22 protein-coding genes are annotated in these 23865 nt (G+C 71.2%); 11 read left to right on the top strand and 11 right to left on the bottom strand.

All coding sequences use genetic code 11. The annotated features are described in order from the left end of the window. Nucleotides 1–101 precede the first annotated feature (101 nt). Genes AC3RX0_RS02775 through AC3RX0_RS02795 form a run of 5 tightly spaced genes read left to right on the top strand, consistent with a single transcriptional unit; the run spans nt 102 to nt 3538 of the window. Entirely contained in the window at nt 102–1307 is a 1206-nt protein-coding gene (locus AC3RX0_RS02775) for a hypothetical protein (RefSeq protein WP_491504412.1), read from the top strand. Continuing rightward, nucleotides 1307–1768 (top strand): hypothetical protein, encoded by a 462-nt coding sequence (locus AC3RX0_RS02780; RefSeq protein ID WP_491504413.1) that lies wholly within the window; start codon nt 1307–1309, stop codon nt 1766–1768. The genes AC3RX0_RS02775 and AC3RX0_RS02780 overlap by 1 nt, the downstream gene beginning before the upstream one ends. A gap of 15 nt (nt 1769–1783) precedes the next feature. Further along, nucleotides 1784–2074, top strand: a complete 291-nt coding sequence (locus tag AC3RX0_RS02785; protein ID WP_491504414.1) for a WXG100 family type VII secretion target — start codon at nt 1784–1786, stop codon at nt 2072–2074. A 2-nt stretch (nt 2075–2076) separates the two neighbouring features. Then, nucleotides 2077–2682 carry a hypothetical protein gene (locus tag AC3RX0_RS02790; RefSeq protein ID WP_491504415.1) on the top strand — a complete coding sequence of 202 codons (606 nt, stop codon included), beginning with the start codon at nt 2077–2079 and terminating at the stop codon, nt 2680–2682. Between the two features lie 25 nt (nt 2683–2707). After that, nucleotides 2708–3538: a sulfurtransferase gene (locus AC3RX0_RS02795; protein WP_491504416.1), complete on the top strand. Its 831-nt coding sequence runs from the start codon at nt 2708–2710 to the stop codon at nt 3536–3538. On the opposite strand, the gene AC3RX0_RS02800 is transcribed toward AC3RX0_RS02795, so the two are convergent. From AC3RX0_RS02800 to hrpA, 4 genes are all read right to left on the bottom strand, one after another. After that, on the bottom strand, nt 3522–4466 hold the full coding sequence (locus tag AC3RX0_RS02800; RefSeq protein WP_491504417.1) for a quinone oxidoreductase family protein: 945 nt from the start codon (nt 4464–4466) through the stop codon (nt 3522–3524). The genes AC3RX0_RS02795 and AC3RX0_RS02800 overlap by 17 nt on opposite strands. Nucleotides 4467–4502: 36 nt before the next feature. Further along, the gene (gene mctP, locus AC3RX0_RS02805) at nt 4503–6203 is read right to left on the bottom strand and encodes a monocarboxylate uptake permease MctP (RefSeq protein WP_491504418.1); all 1701 of its coding nucleotides are present in this window, start codon (nt 6201–6203) and stop codon (nt 4503–4505) included. Continuing rightward, nucleotides 6203–6472, bottom strand: coding sequence for a DUF3311 domain-containing protein (locus tag AC3RX0_RS02810; RefSeq protein WP_491504419.1), 270 nt, complete (start codon nt 6470–6472; stop codon nt 6203–6205). Before AC3RX0_RS02810 ends, mctP begins: the two co-directional genes overlap by 1 nt. Before the next feature lie 106 nt (nt 6473–6578). Next, entirely contained in the window at nt 6579–10511 is a 3933-nt protein-coding gene (gene hrpA / locus AC3RX0_RS02815; protein ID WP_491504420.1) for an ATP-dependent RNA helicase HrpA, read from the bottom strand. Nucleotides 10512–10598: 87 nt separating this feature from the next. On the opposite strand from hrpA, the gene AC3RX0_RS02820 reads away from it, so the two are divergent. Together AC3RX0_RS02820 and AC3RX0_RS02825 are read left to right on the top strand one after the other, a co-directional pair. Continuing rightward, entirely contained in the window at nt 10599–11435 is an 837-nt protein-coding gene (locus AC3RX0_RS02820) for an aldo/keto reductase (protein ID WP_491504421.1), read from the top strand. Between the two features lie 4 nt (nt 11436–11439). Further along, nucleotides 11440–13326, top strand: coding sequence for a thioredoxin domain-containing protein (locus tag AC3RX0_RS02825; protein ID WP_491504422.1), 1887 nt, complete (start codon nt 11440–11442; stop codon nt 13324–13326). On the opposite strand, the gene AC3RX0_RS02830 is transcribed toward AC3RX0_RS02825, so the two are convergent. From AC3RX0_RS02830 to AC3RX0_RS02840, 3 genes are read right to left on the bottom strand one after another with little or no spacing between them, the layout of a single operon-like run. Next, complete coding sequence (locus AC3RX0_RS02830) at nt 13301–14500, bottom strand: cation:proton antiporter (RefSeq protein ID WP_491504423.1); 1200 nt, start codon at nt 14498–14500, stop codon at nt 13301–13303. The genes AC3RX0_RS02825 and AC3RX0_RS02830 overlap by 26 nt on opposite strands. A 16-nt stretch (nt 14501–14516) precedes the next feature. Then, nucleotides 14517–15011, bottom strand: a complete 495-nt coding sequence (locus AC3RX0_RS02835; RefSeq protein WP_491504424.1) for a cation:proton antiporter regulatory subunit — start codon at nt 15009–15011, stop codon at nt 14517–14519. A gap of 28 nt (nt 15012–15039) precedes the next feature. Continuing rightward, nucleotides 15040–16587, bottom strand: coding sequence for a dolichyl-phosphate-mannose--protein mannosyltransferase (locus AC3RX0_RS02840; protein WP_491504425.1), 1548 nt, complete (start codon nt 16585–16587; stop codon nt 15040–15042). Between the two features lie 22 nt (nt 16588–16609). Here AC3RX0_RS02840 and rsmI point away from each other — a divergent pair, with 22 nt between their 5' ends. Continuing rightward, nucleotides 16610–17431 carry a 16S rRNA (cytidine(1402)-2'-O)-methyltransferase gene (gene rsmI / locus AC3RX0_RS02845; RefSeq protein WP_491504426.1) on the top strand — a complete coding sequence of 274 codons (822 nt, stop codon included), beginning with the start codon at nt 16610–16612 and terminating at the stop codon, nt 17429–17431. 136 nt (nt 17432–17567) lie between these two features. Then, the gene (locus tag AC3RX0_RS02850) at nt 17568–18950 is read left to right on the top strand and encodes an MFS transporter (RefSeq protein WP_491504427.1); all 1383 of its coding nucleotides are present in this window, start codon (nt 17568–17570) and stop codon (nt 18948–18950) included. Between the two features lie 113 nt (nt 18951–19063). Here AC3RX0_RS02850 and AC3RX0_RS02855 read toward each other — a convergent pair whose 3' ends face one another. The 3 genes from AC3RX0_RS02855 to AC3RX0_RS02865 are packed head-to-tail and all read right to left on the bottom strand — an operon-like array spanning nt 19064 to nt 20933. Then, on the bottom strand, nt 19064–19924 hold the full coding sequence (locus tag AC3RX0_RS02855; RefSeq protein WP_491504428.1) for an amidohydrolase family protein: 861 nt from the start codon (nt 19922–19924) through the stop codon (nt 19064–19066). Further along, on the bottom strand, nt 19921–20250 hold the full coding sequence (locus AC3RX0_RS02860; RefSeq protein WP_491504429.1) for an L-rhamnose mutarotase: 330 nt from the start codon (nt 20248–20250) through the stop codon (nt 19921–19923). Before AC3RX0_RS02860 ends, AC3RX0_RS02855 begins: the two co-directional genes overlap by 4 nt. Then, complete coding sequence (locus AC3RX0_RS02865; RefSeq protein WP_491504430.1) at nt 20247–20933, bottom strand: FadR/GntR family transcriptional regulator; 687 nt, start codon at nt 20931–20933, stop codon at nt 20247–20249. The genes AC3RX0_RS02860 and AC3RX0_RS02865 overlap by 4 nt, the downstream gene beginning before the upstream one ends. A gap of 64 nt (nt 20934–20997) precedes the next feature. Between AC3RX0_RS02865 and metG the strand changes: the two genes are divergently transcribed. Both metG and AC3RX0_RS02875 read left to right on the top strand, forming a co-directional pair. Continuing rightward, on the top strand, nt 20998–22572 hold the full coding sequence (gene metG, locus AC3RX0_RS02870; RefSeq protein WP_491504431.1) for a methionine--tRNA ligase: 1575 nt from the start codon (nt 20998–21000) through the stop codon (nt 22570–22572). Between the two features lie 45 nt (nt 22573–22617). Then, nucleotides 22618–23502, top strand: a complete 885-nt coding sequence (locus tag AC3RX0_RS02875) for a TatD family hydrolase (RefSeq protein WP_491504432.1) — start codon at nt 22618–22620, stop codon at nt 23500–23502. Between the two features lie 7 nt (nt 23503–23509). On the opposite strand, the gene AC3RX0_RS02880 is transcribed toward AC3RX0_RS02875, so the two are convergent. After that, nucleotides 23510–23815, bottom strand: coding sequence for a DUF2171 domain-containing protein (locus AC3RX0_RS02880; RefSeq protein ID WP_491504433.1), 306 nt, complete (start codon nt 23813–23815; stop codon nt 23510–23512). Nucleotides 23816–23865: the final 50 nt, after the last annotated feature.

The following is a 23865-nucleotide window of genomic DNA, read 5'->3' on the forward strand; positions in this document are numbered from 1 at the left end:
CCGGTGCGGCTCCCGGCGTGTGTCGAACTGTTGCGTGTGTCGGCGCCCAGGGCGGATTCCGGCGTGTTGTTACGCTTGTCGCCGGACCGATCGACGATGGGGTGAGGATCATCGAAGTCAACTACGCGAACCTGGGCCTGGCTCAGCAGGTGCTGGTCCGACAGCACGACAGCAGCGTCGCCGTCAAGCAGCACCTGACCACCTACGGCACGCTCGACCAGTCCGACATGGGTCTGATCCTGCAGCTGCTCCTGCCCATCAACGATGCGCTGCTGAACGTCGGCGGCCGGGCGCTCGATCTGTCGGCGACCGTCTTCGAAGAGGGCGGCAAGCGGATGGGCGAGACTCTGGACACCTACCTCGAGGCCGAGCGGCGGGCCGCCGAACGCAATGCCGAGGTCGCGCAGCGGCTGGGCGCGAGCGTGCCGCCGTACACGCCGCCCACGATCCCGACGCTCGGCGCGGCGAGCAACAGTGCGCCGTCGCACTACGGCGATCCCGAGGGTGATCTGTTCAACCAGGCGTTCTGGGACGGCTACGGCGCGGCCGAATGGGGCGACGACGTGACCTCGCAGGCCCGGGACAGGGTCACGGCGGGACTGACCGCGCACCCGACGGTGAGCGAGTCCGTGGACGTGCGCTCCTTCCTTCCCGTGCCGAAGGCCGACGACCCCGAGCTCGAGAACATCCGTTGGAAGGCCGGCGTCATCTTCGGCGCCGTCGACTGGGTGTGGGAGAAGCTGTTCCACTACTCGCTGCTCGAGAAGATCACCCAGCCGTTCACGGGCAACTGGACGAGCATGAAAGAGGCGGCGCTGGCCTGGACGCACACGAGCGACGCGCTCAAGGCCCTGTCGCAGAACGCCGCAGGGCTCCTGCCGGGCACGGCCTCGTGGACCGGCAAGGGCTCCGAGGCGTTCGTCGTCGCCGCCGCGGCGGTCTCGCAGGGCCACCAGGTGCTCAGCGGCCCGGCTGCGACGGTCTCGTCGATGCTGAAGGCGCTGGCGACGGTCGCGAAGTTCGCCGCCGGGATGATCCTGAAGATCCTGCGCAAGATCCAGGACCGCCTGCTGATGATCGCCGCCGAGGCGGCGGTGCCGCTGGTCGGCTGGGCCGCCGCGCTGATCACCACCGGGATCAGCGCCGTGGACCTCGCCCAGGACGCGCTCAAGGCGTACAAGTACGTCAACATCGTGTACGACGCGGTGTCGGGCATGGTCTCGGGGATCGCCGACATCGCGGATTCCGCGTTCCGGATGGCCGATCTCGCCGAGGGTCTGGCCCGGGGCGTGGCGGCGAGGGCGTGATGGACGACGAGATCGGACGGATGCCGGAGGCCCTGCAGCAGGTGATGGATCAGCTGATCGCGGCGGACGCCGAGCTCGACAAGGAGATCGCGGCGCAGCAGGCGGAATCGGAGCGCGCCGAAGCGCGGCGCGCCGAGCGCGCACGCGAGGGTGAGCTGGGCGACGACTGGCGCCGGATGCAGCAGCGCATCGACGCGGACGAGACGACCCTGGCGGACGTGTTCGGTGGAGCGGACGACTCGCCCCTGGCGCAGGCGCTGCGCGAGCGATCGAGCCAGAACCTGCGGGAGCTGGCCCGGGGGTGGCAGAAGCAGGACGAGAGCGGCACCGAAGAGCCCTCGCCGGCAGCGGTGGTCTCGCAGGCCGAGGCCGATGCGCTCGCACACTACGCCGCGACGCTGCAGCAGATCGACGAGGCGATCGCGGCGATCGACCGGATGGGCCGAGGACGGCCGTCATGAGGTGGGAAGGACGACATGTCTGATCTGAAGATCGAGCCCGATTCGCTCCAGATGTCCGCGCGGTCTCTGGCCGAGAAGCGCGCCGCGCTGAGCGCGCAGCTGACGGGGCTGCAGACGGCGTCGGGCCGGATGACCTCTGCATGGGCCGGGGCAGCGCAGGCGGCCTACGTCGGCTCGTACGCGCAGTGGAACGGGCAGATGTCGTTCCTCGTCGACGTCCTGCAGAGCGCGTCGGACGCGGCGGCCGCCAACGCCGAAGGCTACCGTGCCGCCGACGAGCACGTCGGCGGACTGTGGAGCCTGTGACGGTGGGCGACGCGGCCGACGCACGTTTCATCGACCTGCGCCATCAGGGCGCCCTGACCGGTCGCCGCCTGGTGGTGCGGTGGACCCCTGACGAGGCTGTGCGGCGAGGGGTGGACGCGCTGCTGGCCCAGGGATTCGCCCGGCACGACAAGGACCTCGATCAGGCGCTGCGCGCCGAGGGGTCCGAATGGACCGCGCAGGCGCTGTGGATCGGCAGCCGCAAGAAGTCGTGGCTGCGGGGGATCGTGGCCGACGTCGTCGAAGAGGTCGTGCCCGTCGACGTCATCCCGGGCCTGCGGCGCGGGATCGCGCCGACCATGGCGGTGGTCACCGCACGGGCGGACGCCGACGGCGCCACCGAGCTGTACATCGTGCCGCTGAGCGAGCACAAGGGGGATCCGCAGGCCGCGTTCGGCGCCGCACCCCTGGTGCGCAAGGCGATCGCCGACGTGCGTGAGGACGCCGAGCAGTCGGAGGCTCTCGTCAGCGTCGATCCGCCGATCCTCGGCGTCGCCGACCCGGCTTGCCCCGCCGCGCGCGCGACCGCGGAGCGGCTCCTCGGCACAAGCGGACGACCGGCCCGGGACGCGCGACACGGGAGAGCGTGACAGCATTCTCGGGCAGGATGGAGACATGCATCCGCTCATCACCGTCGAAGAGCTCTCTGACCTGCTGACCTCGGCGCAGCCCGTGCGCGTGCTGGACGTGCGCTATCGGCTCGACCGGCCCGATGGGCGTCCTGCATACCGTGCGGGTCACGTTCCCGGGGCCGTCTACGTCGACCTCGATCACGAGCTGGCGCACATCGACCGGCCCGAGGACGGCCGGCACCCGCTGCCGGCCCTGGACGAGCTGCAGACGGCGGCGCGCCGCTGGGGTCTGCGCGACGGCGACACGGTCGTCGTCTACGACGACTGGAACGGCATGGGCGCAGCGCGTGCCTGGTGGCTGCTGACCGGCGCCGGCGCCGCCGACGTCCGCGTGCTCGACGGCGGCTACCGTGCATGGGTCGAGGCGGGCCTGCCCGTCGACGACGGCGACGACCGGCCGGAACCCGGGACGGTCACCCTGCACGAGCGCACGGCGGGCGTGGCATCCATCGACGATGCGGCAGCGTGGTCGGGGCACGGTGTGCTCATCGACGTGCGCGCGCCCGAGCGGTTCCGCGGCGAGAGCGAGCCGATGGATCCCATCGCCGGGCACATCCCGGGTGCCGTGAACCTGCCGAGCCTCGTGCACCTCGACGACGGACGGTTCAAGGATGCCGCGGCCATCCGCGCCGCCTTCGCCGAGGTCGGCGCGACGCCCGGCGTCGCCGTCGCCGCCTACTGCGGGTCGGGCGTCACGGCCGCGCACACCGCGCTGGCCGGAGCCCTCGCCGGTATCGACATCACGGTCTACCCCGGCTCGTGGAGCCAGTGGTCGAACACGCCCGGCCGCCCGGTCGCTACGGGGCCAGCGTGATCTTGCCGTCGACCCCCGCTTCGAGCACCCGGTGGGCCTCGGCGGCGTCGGCGAGTGCGAACGAAGGGCCGAGCTCGACGCTGAAGCGTCCCGCCGCCATCAGGGCGAGCGTGACCGGCATCGCCTCGGCGCGCAGCTGAAGCTCGCGCGGCGTCAGCGGGTCGGGCGAGCCGCCCAGGAAGGCGCGGATGCCGAGGGCTGCGGCATCCTTTCCGCGCACGAGGGTCGCGATGCGCGAGCGGTCGGCGCACAGGGCCAGAGAGACGTCGATCGCCTCGTCGGTGCCGGCGATGTCGATCACGCACGTCACGCCGGCGGCGCCCGCAGCCTCGCGCACGCGCTGCTCGAGCCCCTCTCCGTACGCCACCGGAATCGCGCCGAGCGCCCGCAGACGCTCGTGCCGGCGAGGGGATGCCGTGGCCACGACCGCGGCTCCCCACAGCGTCGCGAACTGCACGACGGCCTGGCCGACCGCGCCCGAGCCGCCGTGCACGAGCAGGGTGTCGCCTGCGCGCACGCCGAGGCTGCGCAGCGTCTGGTACGCCGTGCCGGCCGGCACGCCCAGAGCCGCGCCCTCGGCAGCCGAGACGGCGGGCGGGCGCGGCTGCACGCTCTGGAAGGGCACGAGGACCTCGCTCGCATACGTCCCCTTGCCGCCGAAGACGATCACGTCGTCGCCGACGCGGAAGCCGGCGACGTCGGAGCCGACCGCGGCGACGGTGCCCGCGGCATCCTCTCCGATCCGGCGTGGGGTCGTGATCTCGCCCGTGGGCCGCAGACCCGAGCGGATCTTCGCGTCGATGGGGTTCACTCCTGCCGCCTGCACGCGCACGACGACCTCCCCGGCAGCGGGTGCCGGGGAGGTCGTCTGCGCGAGGGACAGGACGTCGGGTCCGCCGAATGCGGTGTACTGGATCGCCTGCGTCATGTCCTCCAGCCTGTCACGGTGCGTCGAGCATCGCCGTCACGGGGCGAGGGGGTTCGCCTCCTCGATCGCGGCCTCCTTCTCGATCTCGATGACCTTCGGGTCGTTCTCGTCGGCGCCGTAGTCGCTGGCACGCGTCGAGTCGGTCGTGTCGGCGACCTTGAACGCGCGCATGATCAGCGTCAGCACGATCGAGATCACCGCGTTGACGACGAACGCCGACACCCCGATGTAGACGGGGATGCTCGTGAACGGGAAGTTCGCGATCGATCCGCCGAAGTGGTTGTGCGTGACGGGGTTGACGACGTTGTACGCCGCGACGGTGCCGTAGACGATGCCCGCGGCCCAGCCGATGAACAGCGCCCACTTGTTGAACCACCGCGTGTACAGACCCGCGACGATCGCCGGGAACGTCTGCAGGATCCAGACGCCGCCCAGCAGCTGAAGGTTGATCGCGGAGGTCTGATCCATGCCCAGCACGAACACCAGGGCTCCCAGCTTCACGATGAGCGACACGAGCTTGGAGACCTTGGCCTCCTGCGCGGGCGACGCGTCCTTCTTGAAGAAGTCCTTGTAGATGTTGCGGGTGAACAGGTTCGACGCCGCGATCGACATGATCGCCGCCGGCACCAGGGCGCCGATGGCGATCGCCGCCAGTGCGATGCCGGCGAACCACTTCGGGAACGCGTCGGTGAACAGCTGCGGCACGACCAGCTGCGCGTTCACCGACCCGTTCACGTCGATCGGCTGCGTGCCGGCCTTGATCGCGACGTACCCGAGCAGCGCGAGGCCGCCGAGCATGAGCGAGTACAGCGGCAGGATCATGGCGTTTCGCCGGATCGTGTTGCGGCTCTTGGTCGCCAGGACCCCGGTGATCGAGTGCGGGTACATGAACAGCGCCATCGCCGAGCCCAGCGCCAGCGTCCAGTACGCGTTGAAGCTCGCCGCCCCCGGGATCACCGCCCCGAACGGGTTGCCGGTGGCGGGGTTGGTGGCGCTGAGCTTGCTGTCGGCCGCCGAGAAGATCTGGTCCCACCCGCCGAACTTGCTGGGCAGGTAGATGATCGCCACGATGATCGCCGCGTAGATCAGGATGTCCTTGACCACCGCGATCAGCGCCGGCGCGCGCAGGCCCGCCGTGTAGGTGTAGGCGGCGAGCACGACGAACGCGATGATCAGCGGCAGGTCGGCCATGAACCAGTTCGTGTTCGACCCGAGGCCCAGCACCGTGAGCACCGACTTGATGCCCACCAGCTGCAGCGCGATGTACGGCATCGTCGCGATGATGCCCGTCAGCGCCACCGCGAGCGACAGCGTGCGGCTGCCGTAGCGCCCGCCGATGAAGTCGGCGGGGGTGACGTAGCCGTGCCGGTGCGAGACCGACCACAGCCGCGACATCAGCAGGAACACGATCGGGTAGAGCACGATCGTGTACGGCACTGCGAAGAAGCCGCTGACGGCTCCGGTGGCCCACATGGCTGCCGGCACCGCGACGAACGTGTACGCGGTGTACAGGTCGCCGCCGAGCAGGAACCAGGTCACCCAGGTGCCGAAGCCCCGGCCGCCCAGGCCCCACTCGTCGAGGGTCTTCATGCCGCGGTCGGCGGGCGCGGTGCGCCAGCGCGACGCGAGGAAGCCGATGATCGCGACGACGACGAACAGGACGATGACGATGACCAGCGGCACCCAGTCGATAGGGCGGTTGGGCGGGACGGGGGCGGCTGCGGTGACGGCGAGCATCAGGCGTCCCTCCCTCGGCGCACCTCGGCCCGGCGACGGCGGTCCTCTTTGCGCATGACGATGTAGGCGAGGAACAGCAGCCCCGAGGCGATGAACACCCAGATCAGCTGGTACCAGTAGAAGAACGGCAGGCCCCACAGGACGGGATCGTGCTTGGCGTACATGGGGATGAGGAGCGGCATGACGATCGCGATCGCGATCAGGATGCCTGCGATGACGTACGGGCCTGGTCGGGCGGGGCCTCGTGTCGGTGTGTCGGGTGACGACATCGTCTTCCTTCCGGGATTCAGTTGTGTTGAAGATCGCTGGGAACGACCTGGGAAGACTTTTCACCCGCAACCGGTGTTGCGTCAAGACCCCACGCGGACGTGGGGCTCAGCGCCCGGCGACGGTCTTGGCGATGCGCTGCAGCGATACCGACTCGGCGGTGCCCAGCGACTGGGCGAACAGGCTGACGCGATACTCCTCGAGCATCCATCGCGCGTGCACGAGAGGGGTGGGCGCGCCGGCGGCGGGCGGGATGACGCCGCCGGCGTCGGCGTACAGGGTCGCCGCCCGCTCGTACTCGGTCAGTCGCGTCCGATCGCGGCCCGGATTGTCGGGCAGTGCCTGCAGCCGCAGCAGCGCGCCGCGCAGATACCTGGGCAGGTGTGCGAGGCGTGCCGTGCCGGTGCGCGCGATGAAGCCGGGGTGGACGAGCCCCGCCAGCTGCGTCTTCACATCGTTCAGGGCCGCGAGCAGGGTCAGGGCATTGGTCGCCTTCACGGCGCGTTCGACGTCGCGGGCGAGGGTCAGGATGCCACTGGCCAGCGACACCGTGCGGAACAGGTCGTCGACGATCCCGGCCGACAGCGCCTCGTGCGCCCGCTCGAACGCGGCGCGCGTGCGGATCACCCCGTCCGGTGCGGTGGCGAGCAGGGCCGCATCGGCGACGGCGACGCGGCAGTCCTCGATGACCGCGCGCGCGGACGAATAGGGCGAGGCGGTCAGTGCGAGCTTCTCGGGCGCGGTGAGGTGATCGAGCACGTAGTCGGCCGGGCTCGGGACCGACAGCAGCAGCAGCCGGCGCACGCCGGCCTGGGTGCGGGATGCCGCAGCCTCGGGTGTCGCCTCGATGCGCAGCGACGCGGTCTTGCCGTCGTCGGCCAGTGCCGGGTAGCCGCGCACGACGCCGCCGGGCACCTTCGTGTCGACGACATCGGGCAGGTCGCCGAAGTCCCACGCCGTGAGCCCGGTCCGCTCGGCGAACGACGTGCCCGCTCGGTCTGCCTGCGAGCGCAGCGAGTCGAAACGCCCCTGCGGTCCCGGACCTCGTCTCGACTCGCCGCTGCGCTCCTCGCTCAACGAGCGGGAGACGGCGGAGCGGGCACGGTCGGCCAGGCGCGACTGGAGGGCTCCCAGGTCACGGTCGCTGCCCACCGTCCGGCCGCGGGCGTCGACCGCGCGGAACGAGATCTGCAGGTGCCCGGGTACGCGCGCCATGTCGAAATCGCCGGCCGTGACCGGCTGGCTCGCGACGCGCCGGATGCGGTCGGCCAACGCCTCACGCAGCCCGGTGGCCGGCATCCCCTCGTGCGACTCGGGGCCCTGCCCGGCCAGCTCTTCGGCGAACGTCGAGGCCCAGTCGGCGGCCGGGACGACGTGCCGGCGGATCGACTTCGGCAGGGCGCGGATGAGCGCCGTGACGAGCTCGTCGCGCATGCCCGGGACCTGCCAGTCGAACCCGTCCGGGCGCAGCTGCGCGAGCAGCGCCAGCGGTACCACCGCCGTCACGCCGTCGTCGGCTGCCCCCGGCTCGAATCGGTAGGCGAGCGAGAGGACCTGATCGCCCTGCCGCCATCGCGTCGGGAAGTCGCGTTCGTCGGCCCGCGACGCATCGTCGACGAGGTCGGCCTCGGTCATGTCCAGCAGTCGCGGAGTGCGTGTGCTCGCCTCGCGCCACCAGGTCGTGAACGAGCGCACGTCGAACACGTCCCGCGGCACGCGCCCGTCGTAGAACGCGTACACCGCCTCGTCGCCGGCGAGGATGTCGCGCCGGCGCTCGCGTTCCTCGAGCTTCTCGAGCCGGCGCCGCAGCTCGAGGTTGCGGCGCTCGAACGCGGTGACGCGCTTGTCGAGGGTCGTCGAGTCCCACTCGCCGTCGACCAGGGCGTGGCGCAGGAACATCTCGCGGGCCAGCGGCCGGTCGATGCGCGCGAGCTGCACGGGGCGGCGGGGGACGATGGGCACCCCGAGCAGGGTCACCTTCTCGCTCGCGACCGCGGCTCCGGCATCCTTCGACCAGTGCGGGTCCGACAGCTGTCGCTTCGCGAGGTCGCCCGCCAGCGGCTCCGCCCAGGCCGGATCGATCGCAGCGACCGTGCGCGCGAACAGGCGGCTGGTCTCGACGAGCTCGGCCGACATGACCGCCGGCGGGCTCTTCTTGCGCAGCCCCGAGCCGGGGAAGATCGTGAACCTCGCCCCGCGGGCGCCGACGTACTCGGCACGGGGCTTGCGGGGTTTCGCGCCCGCGCGCTTGTGGTCGCCGGTCGGCGCGAGCGATCGCTCGTCGAGCACGCCGATCTGCGAGAGCAGGCCCGAAAGGATCGCCTTGTGGATCGCGTCGGGGTCGGTGGCCTCGCTGCGCGGGCCGCCGCCCTTCATCAGCGAGCCGAGCTGGCGGTGCACGTCGAACCACTCGCGCACCCGCACATAGTTCAGGTGCTCGGCACGGCAGGCCCGCCGGAACGCGCTCGAGCCGAGGTCGTGCTGCAGCTGCTGCAGGTGGTTCCACAGGTTCAGCAGGGCGAGGAAGTCGCTGGTCGGGTCGGCGAACCGCGCGTGCAGCCGGTCGGCCTGCTCCTGCTGATCCTCGGGGCGCTCGCGTACGTCGGGGATCGACAGGCCCGCCACGATCGCCCGCACCTCGGACAGGACGCCCGTGGCGCGGGCCTGGATCATCATGCGGGCGAAGCGGGGGTCGATGGGCAGGCGCGCAAGCTCCCGGCCGATCTCGGTGAGCTTCGGCTGCGTCTTCGGCTGGGTGCGCAGCGTGACCGCGCCGAGCTCGACGAGCAGGTCGAACGCGGCTTTCACGCCGCGCGAGTCCGGGGGAGTGAGGAACGGGAAGTCGGCGATGTCGCCGAAGCCGAGCGCCAGCATCTGCAGCACCACGGCGGCCAGGCTCGTGCGCAGGATCTCGGGTTCGGTGAACTCGGGACGTGATGCGAAATCGTCCTCGGCGTACAGCCGGATCGCCACGCCCGGCGCGGTGCGGCCGGCGCGGCCCGAACGCTGCTGGGCCGATGCCTGCGAGATCGCCTCGATCGGCAGGCGCTGCACCTTGCTGCGGTTGCTGTAGCGCGAGATGCGGGCGGTTCCGGCATCCACCACATATCGGATGCCGGGAACGGTCAGGCTCGTCTCGGCGACGTTCGTGGCGAGGATGACGCGGCGGCGCACACCGGGGATCGCCGAGCGCTCGAACACCCGGTGCTGGTCGGCCGCCGACAGCCGGCCGTAGAGGGGGAGCACCTCGGTGGGCGCGGCGTCCTTCGCGTACATGCCGCGGACGGCATCCATCGCGTCGCGGATCTCGGCCTCGCCCGGCAGGAACACCAGCACGTCGCCGGAAGGCTCACGGTCGAGCTCGCGCAGCGCCGCCAGCAGCCCGTCGACGTCGTCGGGCGCTTCGCCTGGCTGCGCTCGCTCAGCGACCGGGGTGCGGGGCCGATAGCGGACCTCGACCGGATAGGTGCGGCCGGACACCTCGACGATCGGGGCCGGGATGCCGTCGGCGGCGGCGAAGTGCTTCGCGAAGCTGGCGGGATCGATCGTGGCCGAGGTGATCACGATCTTCAGGTCGGGGCGCTTGCGCAGGATGCGGCGCAGATACCCGATCAGGAAGTCCACGTTCAGTGACCGCTCGTGCGCCTCGTCGACGATGATCGCGTCGTAGCGGCTCAGCAGCCGGTCACGGTGGATCTCGCCCAGCAGGATCCCGTCGGTCATCAGCGCGATCTTCGTGTCGGCCGAGACCTTGTCGGTGAAGCGCACCTTGTAGCCCACCGTCGTGCCCAGCGGCACCTGCAGCTCGTCGGCGACGCGCTCGGCGATGCTGCGCGCGGCGATGCGGCGCGGCTGCGTGTGCGCGATCGAGGTGCGGCCGAGCTCGAGCAGGATCTTCGGCAGCTGCGTCGTCTTGCCCGAGCCGGTGGCCCCGGCGACGATCACGACCTGGTGGTCTTCGATGGCGCGCGCGATGTCTTCCCGCGCCGCACTGACGGGCAGCTCGGGCGGATAGGCGATGACGGGTTCGGGCGCAGACACAGCCTGCCATCGTATCGCGCCGAGCCGGACGAGTGCGACGATGACGCGACCCGCACGGGCGGTGCCGCATCCTCCTAGGCTGGAGGCATGACCGTTCCCCACATCACCCTCAACGACGGCAACACGATCCCCCAGCTCGGCTACGGCACGTTCAAAGTGCCCTCCATCGAGGCCGAGCGGGCGGTGTCCGAAGCGCTCGAGCTCGGCTACCGCCACATCGACACCGCCGCGATCTACGGCAACGAGGCGGAGGTGGGCGCCGCGATCGCAGCGAGCGGCATCCCGCGCGGCGAGCTGTTCGTGACCACCAAGCTGTGGAACGACCGGCACGACGGCGACGAGCCGAACGCGGCGATCGCCGAGAGCCTCGCCAAGCTCGGGCTCGATCAGGTCGACCTGTACCTCGTGCACTGGCCGACGCCGGCCAGAGACAACTACGTGCACGCGTGGGAGAAGCTGATCGAGTTGCGCGAGCAGGGTCTGACGCGCAGCATCGGCGTCTCGAACTTCCTCGTGCCGCACCTCGAGAAGATCGTCGCCGAGACCGGCGTCACCCCCGCCGTCGACCAGATCGAGCTGCACCCCGCCTACCAGCAGCGCGACGTGACCGACTGGGCCGGCGCGCACGGCGTGCGCATCGAGGCGTGGGGACCGCTCGGGCAGGGCAAGTACGACCTGTTCGGCAACCCGGCCGTCGCAGACCCCGCCGCGGTGCACGGCAAGACGCCCGCTCAGGTGGTCATCCGCTGGCACCTGCAGCATCACCACATCCTGTTCCCGAAGTCGGTGCACCGCGAGCGGCTCGCACAGAACCTGGACGTGTTCGACTTCGCGCTCAGCGACGCCGAGGTCGCCGCGATCGACGGGATCGACCCGGGCGACGGGTCGGGGCGCGTGAGCGCGCACCCCGACGAGGTGGACTGAGGCCATGGCCGACCGCCTGGCCGACTCGGCGAGCCCGTACCTGCGCGCCCACGCCGGCAATCCCGTCGCGTGGTTTCCGTGGGGCGAGGACGCGTTCGCCGAGGCGGCCCGGCGGGACGTGCCCGTCTTCATCTCGATCGGCTACTCCACGTGCCACTGGTGTCACGTGATGGCCCGCGAGTCGTTCGAGGATGCCGACACCGCCCGTGAGCTCAACGACCGCTTCGTCGCGGTCAAGGTCGACCGCGAGGAGCATCCCGAGGTCGACGACGCGTACCTGGCCGCCGCGTCCGCGTTCTCGCCGAACCTGGGCTGGCCGCTGAGCGTGTTCGCCACCGCGGACGGACGTGCCTTCTACGCCGGCACCTACTTTCCGCCCGCCCCGCGCGCGGGCATGCCGTCGTTCCGTCAGGTGCTCGAGGCTGTGACGGATGCCTGGACCACCCGCCGCGGCCAGGTCGACGCGACGGCGGCTGCGGTCGTCGAAGCCCTCGCCGCCACCGGCGACCGCGAGGCTGCGGCATCCGACCTGCCGACCGTCGACGACCTCGCCGGCGCCGCCCGCCTGGCCCTGACCCGCGAAGACCGCGAGTACGGCGGCTTCGCGCCGGCCGGGGCGACGATGACGACCCCGAAGTTCCCGACCGTGCCGGCGCTGCGGTTCCTGCAGGCGCACGCGCTGCTCGGCGTCGAGCCTGAAGCGGGCGCGGCCGCGCGGCGCGCCCTGGCCGCGATGGCGGCGTCCGAGCTGCGCGACATCGTCGACGGCGGCTTCTTCCGCTACGCGACGCGCCGGGACTGGACCGTGCCGCACTACGAGCGCATGCTCACCGACAACGCCGGCCTCGTCGACGTCGCCCTCGACGCCGGCGACACCGAGACCGCCCGAGGCGTCGCCGAGTTCCTGCTCGGGGTCCTGCAGCAGCCCTCGGGCGGGTTGGCCGCGGCCCAGGACTCCGAGTCGTGGATCGACGGCGCGCGCAGCGAGGGCGGCTACTACGCGCTCGATCGGGCCGGGCGCAGCGCGCTCGATGCGCCCGCGATCGACGGCAAGATCGTCACCGGCTGGAACGGCATGGCCATCGGGGCGCTCGCCCGCGCAGGGCTGCGCCTGGCCGAGCCGCGCTTCATCGAGGCCGCGCGGTGGGCCGCCGACGCGGTGCTCGAGGCGAACACCGCGCCCGACGGCCGCCTGCGCCGCGCATCGCTCGACGAGATCGTCTCACCGGCCGCGGCCACCCTCGAGGACTACGGCCTGCTCGCCTCGGGGCTTGTCGCACTCACCTTCGCCACCGGCGAGCCCGCGTACGCCGTGCGCGCCCGCGCGCTCGTCGACGCGTGCCTGGGCGCGGGCGCTGCGGGCGGAGCGGCCGCCGCCGTCCCGGGCGGCGGCGACGCCGTGCTGTCCTCGCTCGGCGTGCCCAGCGCATCCTCCGCCGCCGACACCGACCATCCGTCGGGGCCGTCAGCACTGGCCGAGGCCGCGTGCGCCCTATGGCTCGCGGGCGCGGGCGAGCAGCACCGGCAGGCCGCGGCATCCCTCGTCCGCGCCCATGCGACCGCCGCACTCGCCGAACCCGTCGCGCATGGTGCGCTGCTGCGCGTGGCGGCACAGCTGGCCGCGCCGCCGCGGCAGATCGTCGTGATCGGCGGCGGTGCGGGCGAGCGGCTCACCGAGGCGATGCGGGCCGAGCCCGCCGACGTGTTCGCCGTCGCCACCGCCGCGCAGGCGGACGCCGCTGCGAAGGCAGGGTTCGCGCTGTTCGAGGGCAAGACCGCGCTGGAGGGACGCCCGACGCTCTACGACTGCCGCGACTTCGCGTGCCGGCTGCCGGTCACCGAGCCCCCTGCCGCAGCCTCTCGGGTCACACCGCCTCCTGACCCGGCGTGAGCGTCGACGGCTTCGTCTTCTTGCGGGTCGTGACGCGGCGGAACCACGCCGTGTCGCTCAGGCGAGCCAGCAGCGTCGCGCCCACCACGGTCGTGAACACGTACACCTCGGCCATCGGGGCCAGCAGGGGAGCGGTGCCCGCGGCGATCCCGGCGATCACGATCGAGAACTCGCCGCGCGGGGTCAGCCCGATGCCGGCGCGCCAGCGGCCGGGAACCCCGATGCCCGCACGGCGGGCGGCGACGTAGCCGGTCGCGATCTTGGTGCCGGTCGTGACGATCGCCAGTGCCACGCCGGGCAGGATCGCCTGCGGCAGCCGCGAGGCGTCGGTGGCCAGCCCGAAGAAGATGAAGAACACCGCCGCGAACAGGTCGCGCAGGGGCGTCAGCACCTCGCGTGCCGACTGCGCGACCCGGCCCGACAGGGCGATGCCGACGAGGAAGGCCCCCACTGCGGCCGACACGCTCACCTGTTCGGCCAGGCCCGCCACCAGCATCGTCAGGCCCAGCACGCCCAGCAGCAGCGGCTCTGCCAGATCGGGGGTGAACATGCGCGAGATCAGCGGCCCGAACCGCAGCGCCACGAACAGGATCACCAGCACCACCGCGACGGCGATCGCCACGCGCACCGCCCCCTGCAGCAGGCTGACCCCGATCACCACGGCCGAGACGGTGGGCAGGTAGAACGCCATCGCGAGGTCTTCGATCACGAGGATCGACAGGATGACGGGGGTCTCGCGGTTGCCGATGCGGCCGAGGTCGCGCAGCAGCTTCGCGGCGACCCCCGACGAGGTCACCCAGCAGATGCCGGCCACCGCGACCGCCGCCGCGGGCCCCCAACCGAGGATGAGCGCGAACGCCGCGCCGGGCAGGGCGTTGAGCACCGCGTCCAGCAGCCCGGCCGCCTTCGAGCGACGCAGTCCGCGCAGCAGCTCGTCGGCGGAGTACTCGAGGCCGAGCAGCGCCAGCAGCAGGATCACGCCGATCTCGCTGCCGATCCGGAAGAAGTCCTCGCTGGCGTCCAGGGGCAGGATGCCGCCCGTGCCGAACGCGAGTCCGACCAGCAGGTACAGCGGGATGGGCGAGATCCCGAACCGGGCGGCGAGCCGGCCGAGCAGGCTCGTGGCGAACAGCAGGGCGCCGACTTCGATGAGGACCAGGGTGGTGTCGTTCACGGTCGGCGCCGACCGATCATTCCGGACCGTCGGCGATCAGGCGGGATGCGGCATCCAGTCCGCGGCGCGTGCCCACGGTCACGATCACATCGCCCGCCCGCAGCACCTCGGTCGGCGTCGGGGAGGGGATGATGCGCCCATCGCGGATGATGCCGACCACCGACACGTGCGTGAGAGTGCGGGCATGGGTGTCGCCCAGCGGGCGGTCGACGAACGGCGACGTCGTCGGCAGCGCGATCTTCTCGGTGTACAGGCCGTCGGTCTGCTCGGTGAGCTTGGTCAGCCGGCTCACCGACAGCGACGTGCTGAACAGGTCGGCCAGGGCCTCGGCCTCTTCTTCGGTGATCCGCAGCGACTCCCGGCACAGGTCGGGGTCGTCGACGTCGTAGACGGCGAGCTCGCGTTCGCCGTCGCGGTAGCGCACGACAGCCAGGCGCCGGCCGCTCTCGGTCACCAGATCGGTGCGCACGCCGATGCCGGGCAGGTCGACTTTCTCGATGCGAACAGTCACGCTCTGAGCGTACCCGGCGCGCCGGGACTCAGATCCAGGTCGGCAGCCAGTTGTGGATGAGCCAGAAGTCGTAGGGAACCGGCATCCCGACCCAGACCGGGTACCAGAAGGCAGACAGCAGCGCGACCACCGCGAGAAAGATCCACACCACGCGCTGGCCGGCCAGCCGGCGGGCGGTGCCGGCGACGTGTCCGCGCAGATCCCGGCCGGCGACGTCGCGCAGCGCGAAGGCGAGCGCGATGACCAGGAACGGCGCCATCGCGATCGTGTAGAACTGGAAGATCGTGCGCTCGGGGAACAGCAGCCACGGCAGATAGGCCGAACCGACGCCCAGCAGAACGATCGCGAAGCGCCAGTCGCGGCGCAGCACGAACGCGACGATCAGGTAGATCGCGGCGACGATCCCGCACCACCAGATCAGCGGGTTCGGAATCGACGAGATCGACTGCACGCAGCCGCTCGCCCATGTGCACCCCGCCTGGCCGAACTTGTCCTGGTGCCAGTACATCGAGGTCGGCCGGATCAGCAGCGGCCACTGCCAGGCAGGGCTCGCGTAGCCATGCGGAGTGGTCAGCCCGACGTGGAACGCGTAGATGGCCTCGTGGTAGATCCACAGGCTCGTGAACGGGTTGGTCGAGGCCTGCCGGTCGTAGCCGCCGGCGGTCACGAGCCATCCGATCCACGACGCGAGATAGACGACGAGTGCCACGGGGACGAGAAGGATGAAGGATGCCGCGCCCTGCCGTGCCGCGCCCCACGCCCACCCCGTGGCCCCGGCGCGGCGCCGCTCGAGCGCATCGCTGACCACCGTGTAGATGCCGATCGCGGCCACGACGTACAGGCCCGACCACTTGACGGCGGTGGCGGCCCCCGCAGCGGCCCCCGCGGCCAACAACCACGGGCGAGCCCACACGAGCGGGCCGAGGTCGTCGGAGGGGCGCCATCGCGCCGCCAGGCGGCGCAGGTGCCGCTGCCGGTCGAGCACGGCGAACAGGAACGCCAGCACGCTGAACATCGTCAGGAAGATGTCGAGCAGAGCGACCCGGCTGAGCACGATCCCCAGCCCGTCGATCGCCAGCAGGCCGCCGGCGACCGTCGCCAGCAGGGTCGAGCCCGACAGGCGCTTGGCCAGCAGGTACGTCAGCAGCACGGTCGCGGTGCCGGCCAGGGCCGCCGCGATCCGCCACCCGGCCGACGAGTCCGGGCCGACGATCCACATGCCCAACCCGATGAGCCACTTGGCCAGCGGGGGATGCACGACGAAGCTGCCGGTGCGCAGATACGCACCGGTCTCGCCCGCGACGAATCCCGCGTCGGCGTCGGAGGGCCACTCGGCCGGGTAGCCGAGATTCCACTGGCTCCAGGCATCCTTCACGTAGTACGTCTCGTCGAACACGAGCGCGTGCGGATGCGCGAGGTCCCACAGCCGCAGCACCGCCGCCAGGAGCGTGACGAGCACCGGCGCGAGCACGTCCATGCGGCGCCGCAGCGCGGGCGCGGCGCGCACGCGCGCACGCCAGCGGTCCAGCAGCGACGGGTTCACATCGGGCGCGAGCGCATCCACCGTCGAGGTCACCGTCCCAGCCTATGCTGGGGCGGTGATCATCCTTGCGGCGACTCCGATCGGAAACCTCGGGGACGCCTCGCGTCGCCTCGTCGAGGCGCTCCAGTCCGCCACGGTGATCGCGGCCGAGGACACCCGCACCACGCAGCGCCTGCTGGCGGCCCTCGGCGTCGAGAACCGCCCGCGGCTGATCGCGCTGCACGACCACAACGAGAAGGAGCGCGCCGGCGACGTCGTCGCCCTCGCACGCGAGACCGACGTGCTCGTGCTCAGCGACGCCGGCATGCCCACCGTCAGCGACCCCGGCTACTCGCTCGTGGCCGAGGCGGCCGCCCAGGGCGTCGCCGTCACGGCGCTGCCCGGGCCCTCTGCGGTGGTGACGGCCCTGGCGGTGTCGGGCCTTCCCACCGACCGGTTCGCGTTCGAAGGGTTCCTGCCCCGCAAGGCCGGCGAACGGCGCTCGGCGCTGGAGGCGCTGGCCGCGGAGCCGCGCACGACGGTCTTCTTCGAGGCGCCGAGCCGCGTGGGCGAGACGCTGGCCGCCATGGCGGCCGCGTTCGGCGGGCAGCGCCGTGCGGCGGTGTGCCGCGAGCTGACGAAGCTGCACGAAGAGGTCGCCCGGGGCACGCTCGACGAGCTCGTCGCGTGGGCGGAAGGCGGCGTGCGGGGGGAGCTGGTCATCGTGGTCGCGGGCGCTCCAGCGCGCCGGATCGCGTTCGGCGACGCCGTGATGCACGTGCTCGAGCTGACCCGCACCGGCGTGCGGATGAAGGATGCCGCAGCCGAGGTGTCGGAGGTCACCGGCCATTCGAGCCGCGAGCTGTATCAGGCGGCGCTGGCCATCAAGAACGGCTGACCGACCTGAATCCCGCTGTGCACTGATGCACACGCCGCTGTGCACAGGTGGCTCTTAAACCTGAACGCGCTCTCAGGTACTCTCAGGGCCGCGGCTCCCCGCCGCATTCGCGCATGAAACAAGGAGGTATCTGCGCATGGCATCATCAACGCCCGCTGAGGCCACAGCCCCCAGGACACGGCTCGGCAAGGTCGTCGTCGCCGCCATGGCCGGCACGGTCGTCGAGTGGTACGAGTTCTTCCTGTACGCTGCGGCGGCGACCCTCGTGTTCAATCTCGTCATGTTCCCGCCGTCGCACGACCCGTACGCCGGCATCATCGCGGCGTTCGTGACCTACGCTGTCGGCTTCATCGCCCGCCCGCTCGGCGGCATCGTGTTCGGCCACTTCGGCGACAAGTACGGTCGCAAGAAGCTGCTGCAGTTCGCGATCATCCTCGTGGGCATCACGACGTTCCTGATGGGATGCCTGCCCACCTTCGACGCGGTCGGCTACTGGGCGCCCGCCCTGCTGGTGATCCTGCGCTTCGGCCAGGGCTTCGCCGTCGGCGGCGAATGGGGCGGCGGCGTGCTGCTGGTCGCCGAGCACTCGCCCGACAAGACGCGGGGATTCTGGTCCTCGTGGCCGCAGGCGGCGGTGCCGGTGGGCAACCTGATCGCCACGATCGTGCTGCTCGTGCTCTCGGGCGTGCTCACCCACGACGCATTCCTCGCGTGGGGCTGGCGCGTGGGCTTCTGGCTGTCGGTCGTCATCGTCGCGCTCGGCTACTACATCCGCAGCCGCATCACCGACGCCCCGATCTTCATCGAGGCGCAGCAGCGCGACGAGCAGGCCTCCAAGCAGCGTTACGGCGTGCTGGAGGTGCTCAAGCGCTACCCGCGCGGCGTCATCACCGCGATGGGACTGCGCTTCGCCGAGAACATCATGTACTACCTCGTCGTGACCTTCTCGATCACCTACCTCGCTGTTGCGCTGCAGATGCAGACCGCCGAGGTGCTCGGCATGATCGCGATCGCCCATGTCGTGCACATGATCGTGATCCCGCTGGTCGGCGCGCTCAGCGACCGCATCGGGCGCAAGCGCGTGTACTTCATCGGTGCGTGCGGCGCGGCCGTGTGGGGCTTCATCGCGTTCCCGATGTTCAACACGAAGAGCCCCGGCATCATCATCCTGGCGATCGTGCTCGGGCTCATGATCCACTCGTTCATGTACGCGCCGCAGCCGGCGATCATGTCCGAGATGTTCCCCACGCGCATGCGCTATTCGGGTGTGTCGGTCGGCTACCAGGTGACCTCGATCGTCGCGGGCTCGGTCGCGCCGATCATCGCGACGTCGCTGCTGTCGTCGTTCGGCTCGTACATCCCGATCGCGGTGTACCTGGCGATCGCGGCGGCCATCACGATGGTCGCGGTGCTCTCGCTGCGCGAGACCCGCGGGGCGTCGCTGCACGAGATCGACCGCATCGACCGCGAGCGCGTGCGGGCCGAGACCGGCACGGTGCCGGTGACCGACGAGGTCTGAGCGTGTGCGGCCGGCGGGGACTCAGTGCTCCGCCGGCCGCAGGCGCAGCTGCTGCATGCCGCCGTCGAGGGCCAGGCCCACTCCTCATCCGTGTCGTCGATGGATGCCGCAGCTCAGGCGAGTGCGTAGAACCGCGCGCCGTTGCCCTCGGCGATCCCCGTCCAATCGGCGCCGGTCGCCCCGGTCGCCCGCTGGACGCGGTCGGCCCACGCGGCTGTCGTCGTGCCGGCGCCCATCCGGGCAGAGACCGGCCAGTCGCTGCCGATCATGGCGCGGTCCGGGCCGAAGGCGGTCAGGGCCGCGTCGAGGAACGCGTCGGCGTGCGCGGCGTAGGACGTGGCATCCATCGCCTCGGCCGCCAGCCCCGACAGCTTGACGTGCACGTGGTCCAGAGCGGCGACCCGGGCGATGCCCGCCGTCCATGCGCGCCCGGCGGGGCTGTCGATCCCGGCGTCGACGGGCGGCTTGCCGAGGTGGTCGAGCACGACCGCGGTGCCGGGCACGCGTTCGAGCAGATCGGCGAGAGCCTCCAGCTGCGTCGCCCGCACGCACGCGTCGAATGTCAGGCCGCGCCGGCCGAGCTCGCGCAGGCCGTCGGCGAGGGCGTCGGCCGGCCAGGTGTCCGCCGGGTCGCCCTGCAGCACGCGGCGCACGCCCACGACCCGTCCGATCCCGCCCAGCTCGTCGAGGGTCGGGACCAGCTCGTCCCCGGCGCCCGGGTCGACGTGCGCGACGATGCCCGCCAGCTCCGGCCAGTCCAGGCCCGCCACCCAGCGCGCCTCGGCGACGCCCAGGCCCGATCGCGGATCCGCCTCGACGAACACCATCCGGGTGGTCCGTCCGCCGGCGCGGTCGACGTCACCGGGCAGGCACCGCGGCGGCAGCGGGGGGCCGTCCAGCCACGGGTGGTCGAGCGCGGCCGTGTCCCACACGTGGACGTGCGTGTCCAGCAGCGGCGTGTCGGGCGGCATCATCGGCCGGCCTGCGCGGCCAGCGACCAGACCTCGTCGAGCGGTGCGTAGGCGTCCTCGCCGTCGGGCCCGCGGAAGCCCGCCACGAACCGTCCGATGTGCGCCTGCCAGCGGTCGTCGGCGGGGTCGCCCTTGACGACCTGCATCGCGCGGTCCCAGTCGTCGCAATCCACCACGTGGAACAGCCGGTCGCCGCTGCGCCAGATGGACCAGTCCCGGATGCCGGCGCGTTCGAACAGCGCCGCCAGCTCGTCGGGCACTCGCGCGTGCTCGGTGCGGTAGTCGTCGATGGCGCCGTCGGCGATCACCGAGTGCAGTGCGACCCTCATCGGCCCGCTCCTTCGGACGCCTCGCGCAGCCACTGCTCGATGCCGGCGATGTGGGCCACCGACAGGGCATGGGCAAGGCCTGCGTCGTGCCGGCGGAGCGCCTCGACGATGCCGCGGTGCTCGGCGATCGTGCGGTGGGCGGCGCGGTGCTGCGTGATGCCGCGCCACACGCGGGCCCGCTGCGTACCGGACTGCATGGACTCGACGAGCCGGCTGAGGTACTCGTTGCCGGCCGCCTCGACGATGGCCTGGTGGAAGGCGAGGTCGTGCGCGACGAGGTCCTCGATCGGCCCGTCCAGGTCGGTCTCGTCCACGAGTCTCTCGATCGCGGCGAGTCCCTCGTCCGTCAGCTGCGTGGCCGCCATCGCCGTCGCGGCCGGCTCCAGGATGCGGCGCACGCCGAAGATCTCCAGCACCGAGCGGTCGGTGTGCAGGTCGACGACGAAGCTCAGCGCCTCCATCAGCAGGCGCGGCTCGAGACTCGTCACGTACGTGCCGTCGCCACGGCGCACGTCGAGCACCCGGATCACTTCGAGGGCCTTCACGGCCTCGCGCAGCGAACTGCGCGAGACGCCGAGGCGCTCGCCGAGCTCCTTCTCCGGTGGCAGGCGGTCTCCGGGGTGGAGCTCGCCCGAGACGATCATCTCTTTGATGCGCAGGATCGCGTCGTCGGTCACGGCCATGCCGACATCGTAGCGACTGAAACGCGCAGACATCGGATGTCTGCCTCAATCTAGACTTGACCCCGTGACTTCCGCCGGTTCCTTCTACATCACGACGCCGATCTACTACCCGAGCGATCTGCCCCACATCGGGCACGGGTACACGTCGGTCGCCGTCGACACGCTCGCGCGCTGGCACCGGCAGTCCGGCGATGACACCTGGATGCTCACCGGCACCGACGAGCACGGCCAGAAGATGCTGCGGGCGGCCGCCGCCAACGGCGTGACTCCGCAGCAGTGGGTCGACAAGCTCGTGGTCGAGAGCTGGTTCCCGCTGCTGAAGACGCTGGACGTCGCCAACGACGACTTCATCCGCACCACGCAGGCGCGGCACGAAGAGGCCGTGCAGGCCTTCTTCCAGGCGCTGTACGACCGCGGCTACATCTACGCGGGGGAGTACGAGGCGCTGTACTGCGTGGGCTGCGAGGAGTTCAAGCCCGAGTCCGAGATCGTCGACGGCACCGGTCCGTTCGAAGGGTTGAAGGTCTGCGCGATCCACTCCAAGCCGCTCGAGCTGCTGCAGGAGAAGAACTACTTCTTCAAGCTCAGCGAGTTCGGCGACCGGCTGCTGGAGCTGTACAAGACCGAGCCCGACTTCGTGCGTCCCGACTCGGCGCGCAACGAGGTCGTCTCGTTCGTCAAGCAGGGGCTGAAGGACCTGTCGATCTCGCGGTCGACGTTCGACTGGGGCATCAAGGTGCCGTGGGACCAGTCGCACGTCATCTACGTATGGGTCGACGCGCTGCTGAACTACGCCACGGCGATCGGGTACGGCACCGACGAGGCCAACTTCGCGCGCCGCTGGCCGGCCTATCACGTGGTCGGCAAGGACATCCTGCGCTTCCACGCGGTGATCTGGCCGGCACTGCTGATGGCGGCGGGCCTCGAGGTGCCCCGCGGCGTGTTCGCGCACGGCTGGCTGCTGGTCGGCGGCGAGAAGATGTCGAAGTCCAAGCTCACCGGCATCGCGCCCACCGAGATCACCGACGTGTTCGGCTCTGACGCGTACCGCTTCTACTTCCTGTCGGCGATCCCGTTCGGCCACGATGGCTCGTTCTCGTGGGAGGACCTGTCGGCGCGGTACCAGGCGGAGCTCGCGAACGGCTTCGGCAACCTCGCCTCGCGCACGACCGCGATGATCGAGCGGTACTTCGAGGGCATCGTGCCGGCGCCGGGGGCGTACTCCGAGCGCGATCTTCTCGTGCAGAAGACGGTGGCGGATGCCGCGTCCGCCGCGGACGCGGCCATCGGGCGATTCCGCATCGACGAGGCGATCGCCGCGATCTGGACGATCGTCGACGAGCTGAACGGCTACATCACAGACAACGCGCCGTGGGTACTCGCGAAGGACGACGCGCAGCGGGGGCGCCTGGGCACCGTGCTGTACACGGCCGCCGAGGGCCTGCGGGCCCTCGCGGTGCTGCTGTCGCCGGTGATGCCGATCGCGACCGAGCGGCTGTGGGTGGGCCTGGGCGCGGCCGAGACGCTCGGCCGGCTGCAGGACCAGTCGGTGCGCGCGGCGGGGTCGTGGGGCGCGCTGCGGCCGGGCACGTCGGTGAACGGTCTTGCGCCGCTGTTCCCGCGCGTCGAGCAGAACTGATGCCCACCCCCGGTCGCCCCGCGAGCTGAAGCGAGACGAAACGACATGCCTGACGATCCCAGCAATTACGTGCGCCAGCGTGAGAAGGGCTCGCGGGACGTGTCGTATCCCGCGGTGCCCGAACCGCTTGCGGTGCCCGTCTACGACAACCACTGCCACCTCGAGATCGCCGACGGCGACGGCGGCGGGCTGTCGCTGGACGAGCAGCTCGACCGGGCGATCGCCGTGGGGATCGCCGGCGTCGTGCAGGCGGGCGGTGACATCTCGTCGAGCCGCTGGTCGGCGGACGCGGCATCCTCGCACCCGCGAGTGCTCGCGGCCGTCGCGATCCACCCGAACGAGGCGCCGGAGTACGCCGCGGCGGGACGCCTCGACGAGGCGATCGCGGTGATCGACGAACTGGCCGCGCAGCCGCGGGTGCGGGCGATCGGCGAGACCGGGCTCGACTTCTTCCGCACCGGCGAGGACGGGCGGGCCGCGCAGTTCGAAAGCTTCGAGGCGCACATCGCGCTCGCGAAGAAGCACGGCATCGCCATGCAGATCCACGACCGCGACGCGCACGAGGCCGTGCTCGAGACCCTCGCGCGGGTCGGCGCGCCCGAGCGCACCGTGTTCCACTGCTTCTCGGGCGGCGCCGAGATGGCCCGGGTGGCCGCGGAGGCCGGCTACCACCTGTCGTTCGCGGGCAACATCACGTTCAAGAACGCGCAGAACCTGCGCGACGCGCTGGCGGTGACCCCGCGCGACCGCATCCTGGTCGAGACCGACGCGCCGTTCCTGACGCCCGTGCCGCTGCGCGGCAGGCCGAACGCGCCGTACCTCGTGCCTGTGACGATGCGGTTCATGGCGGACGAGCTCGGCATGGACCTCGACGAGCTGTGCGCGCAGCTGGCCGCCAACACCCTCGCCGTCTACGGCTCGTTCGACTGACCCGCGCTCATTCCACCGCGTCCCGCCCCACGTCGAGGTAGACCGCCGTGTCGTCCATGCTGGCGACCGCGTGCAGCGGCACATAATGGTGCTGCCCGTCGGGACTGCCGCTCTTGGCGAGCTTGAGCCGGTCGCCCTCGATGTGGTCGACGGTCCCCACCTGGTCGCCGTTCACGTCCTTGACCGGCATATCGTGCCCCTCGTCCTGGACGCGCCGCATCAGGTCGTTGCGGATGTGGTCGCCCACCTGTCCCGCCGAGTCGACGTCGAACCTGCTGGTGTCTTCTTCGTTCATGTCGTCGTTGGTCGTCATGCGAGCACGGTAGGCCGTGGCATCCCGAACGGTCCCGACCCTTGACGATC

The sequence above is a fragment of the Microbacterium sp. W1-4-2 genome (assembly GCF_058349885.2).

What these genes read in the sequence shown, in the direction of transcription:
- AC3RX0_RS02855 (WP_491504428.1), bottom strand. Translation starts at nt 19,924, where the DNA reads ATGATGCCGCCCGACACGCCGCTGCTGGACACGCACGTCCACGTGTGG.
- AC3RX0_RS02810 (WP_491504419.1), bottom strand. Translation starts at nt 6,472, where the DNA reads ATGTCGTCACCCGACACACCGACACGAGGCCCCGCCCGACCAGGCCCG.
- AC3RX0_RS02795 (WP_491504416.1), top strand. Translation starts at nt 2,708, where the DNA reads ATGCATCCGCTCATCACCGTCGAAGAGCTCTCTGACCTGCTGACCTCG.
- AC3RX0_RS02850 (WP_491504427.1), top strand. Translation starts at nt 17,568, where the DNA reads ATGGCATCATCAACGCCCGCTGAGGCCACAGCCCCCAGGACACGGCTC.
- AC3RX0_RS02800 (WP_491504417.1), bottom strand. Translation starts at nt 4,466, where the DNA reads ATGACGCAGGCGATCCAGTACACCGCATTCGGCGGACCCGACGTCCTG.
- AC3RX0_RS02880 (WP_491504433.1), bottom strand. Translation starts at nt 23,815, where the DNA reads ATGACGACCAACGACGACATGAACGAAGAAGACACCAGCAGGTTCGAC.
- AC3RX0_RS02865 (WP_491504430.1), bottom strand. Translation starts at nt 20,933, where the DNA reads ATGGCCGTGACCGACGACGCGATCCTGCGCATCAAAGAGATGATCGTC.
- mctP (WP_491504418.1), bottom strand. Translation starts at nt 6,203, where the DNA reads ATGCTCGCCGTCACCGCAGCCGCCCCCGTCCCGCCCAACCGCCCTATC.
- AC3RX0_RS02825 (WP_491504422.1), top strand. Translation starts at nt 11,440, where the DNA reads ATGGCCGACCGCCTGGCCGACTCGGCGAGCCCGTACCTGCGCGCCCAC.
- AC3RX0_RS02860 (WP_491504429.1), bottom strand. Translation starts at nt 20,250, where the DNA reads ATGAGGGTCGCACTGCACTCGGTGATCGCCGACGGCGCCATCGACGAC.
- AC3RX0_RS02780 (WP_491504413.1), top strand. Translation starts at nt 1,307, where the DNA reads ATGGACGACGAGATCGGACGGATGCCGGAGGCCCTGCAGCAGGTGATG.
- AC3RX0_RS02785 (WP_491504414.1), top strand. Translation starts at nt 1,784, where the DNA reads ATGTCTGATCTGAAGATCGAGCCCGATTCGCTCCAGATGTCCGCGCGG.
- AC3RX0_RS02875 (WP_491504432.1), top strand. Translation starts at nt 22,618, where the DNA reads ATGCCTGACGATCCCAGCAATTACGTGCGCCAGCGTGAGAAGGGCTCG.
- AC3RX0_RS02820 (WP_491504421.1), top strand. Translation starts at nt 10,599, where the DNA reads ATGACCGTTCCCCACATCACCCTCAACGACGGCAACACGATCCCCCAG.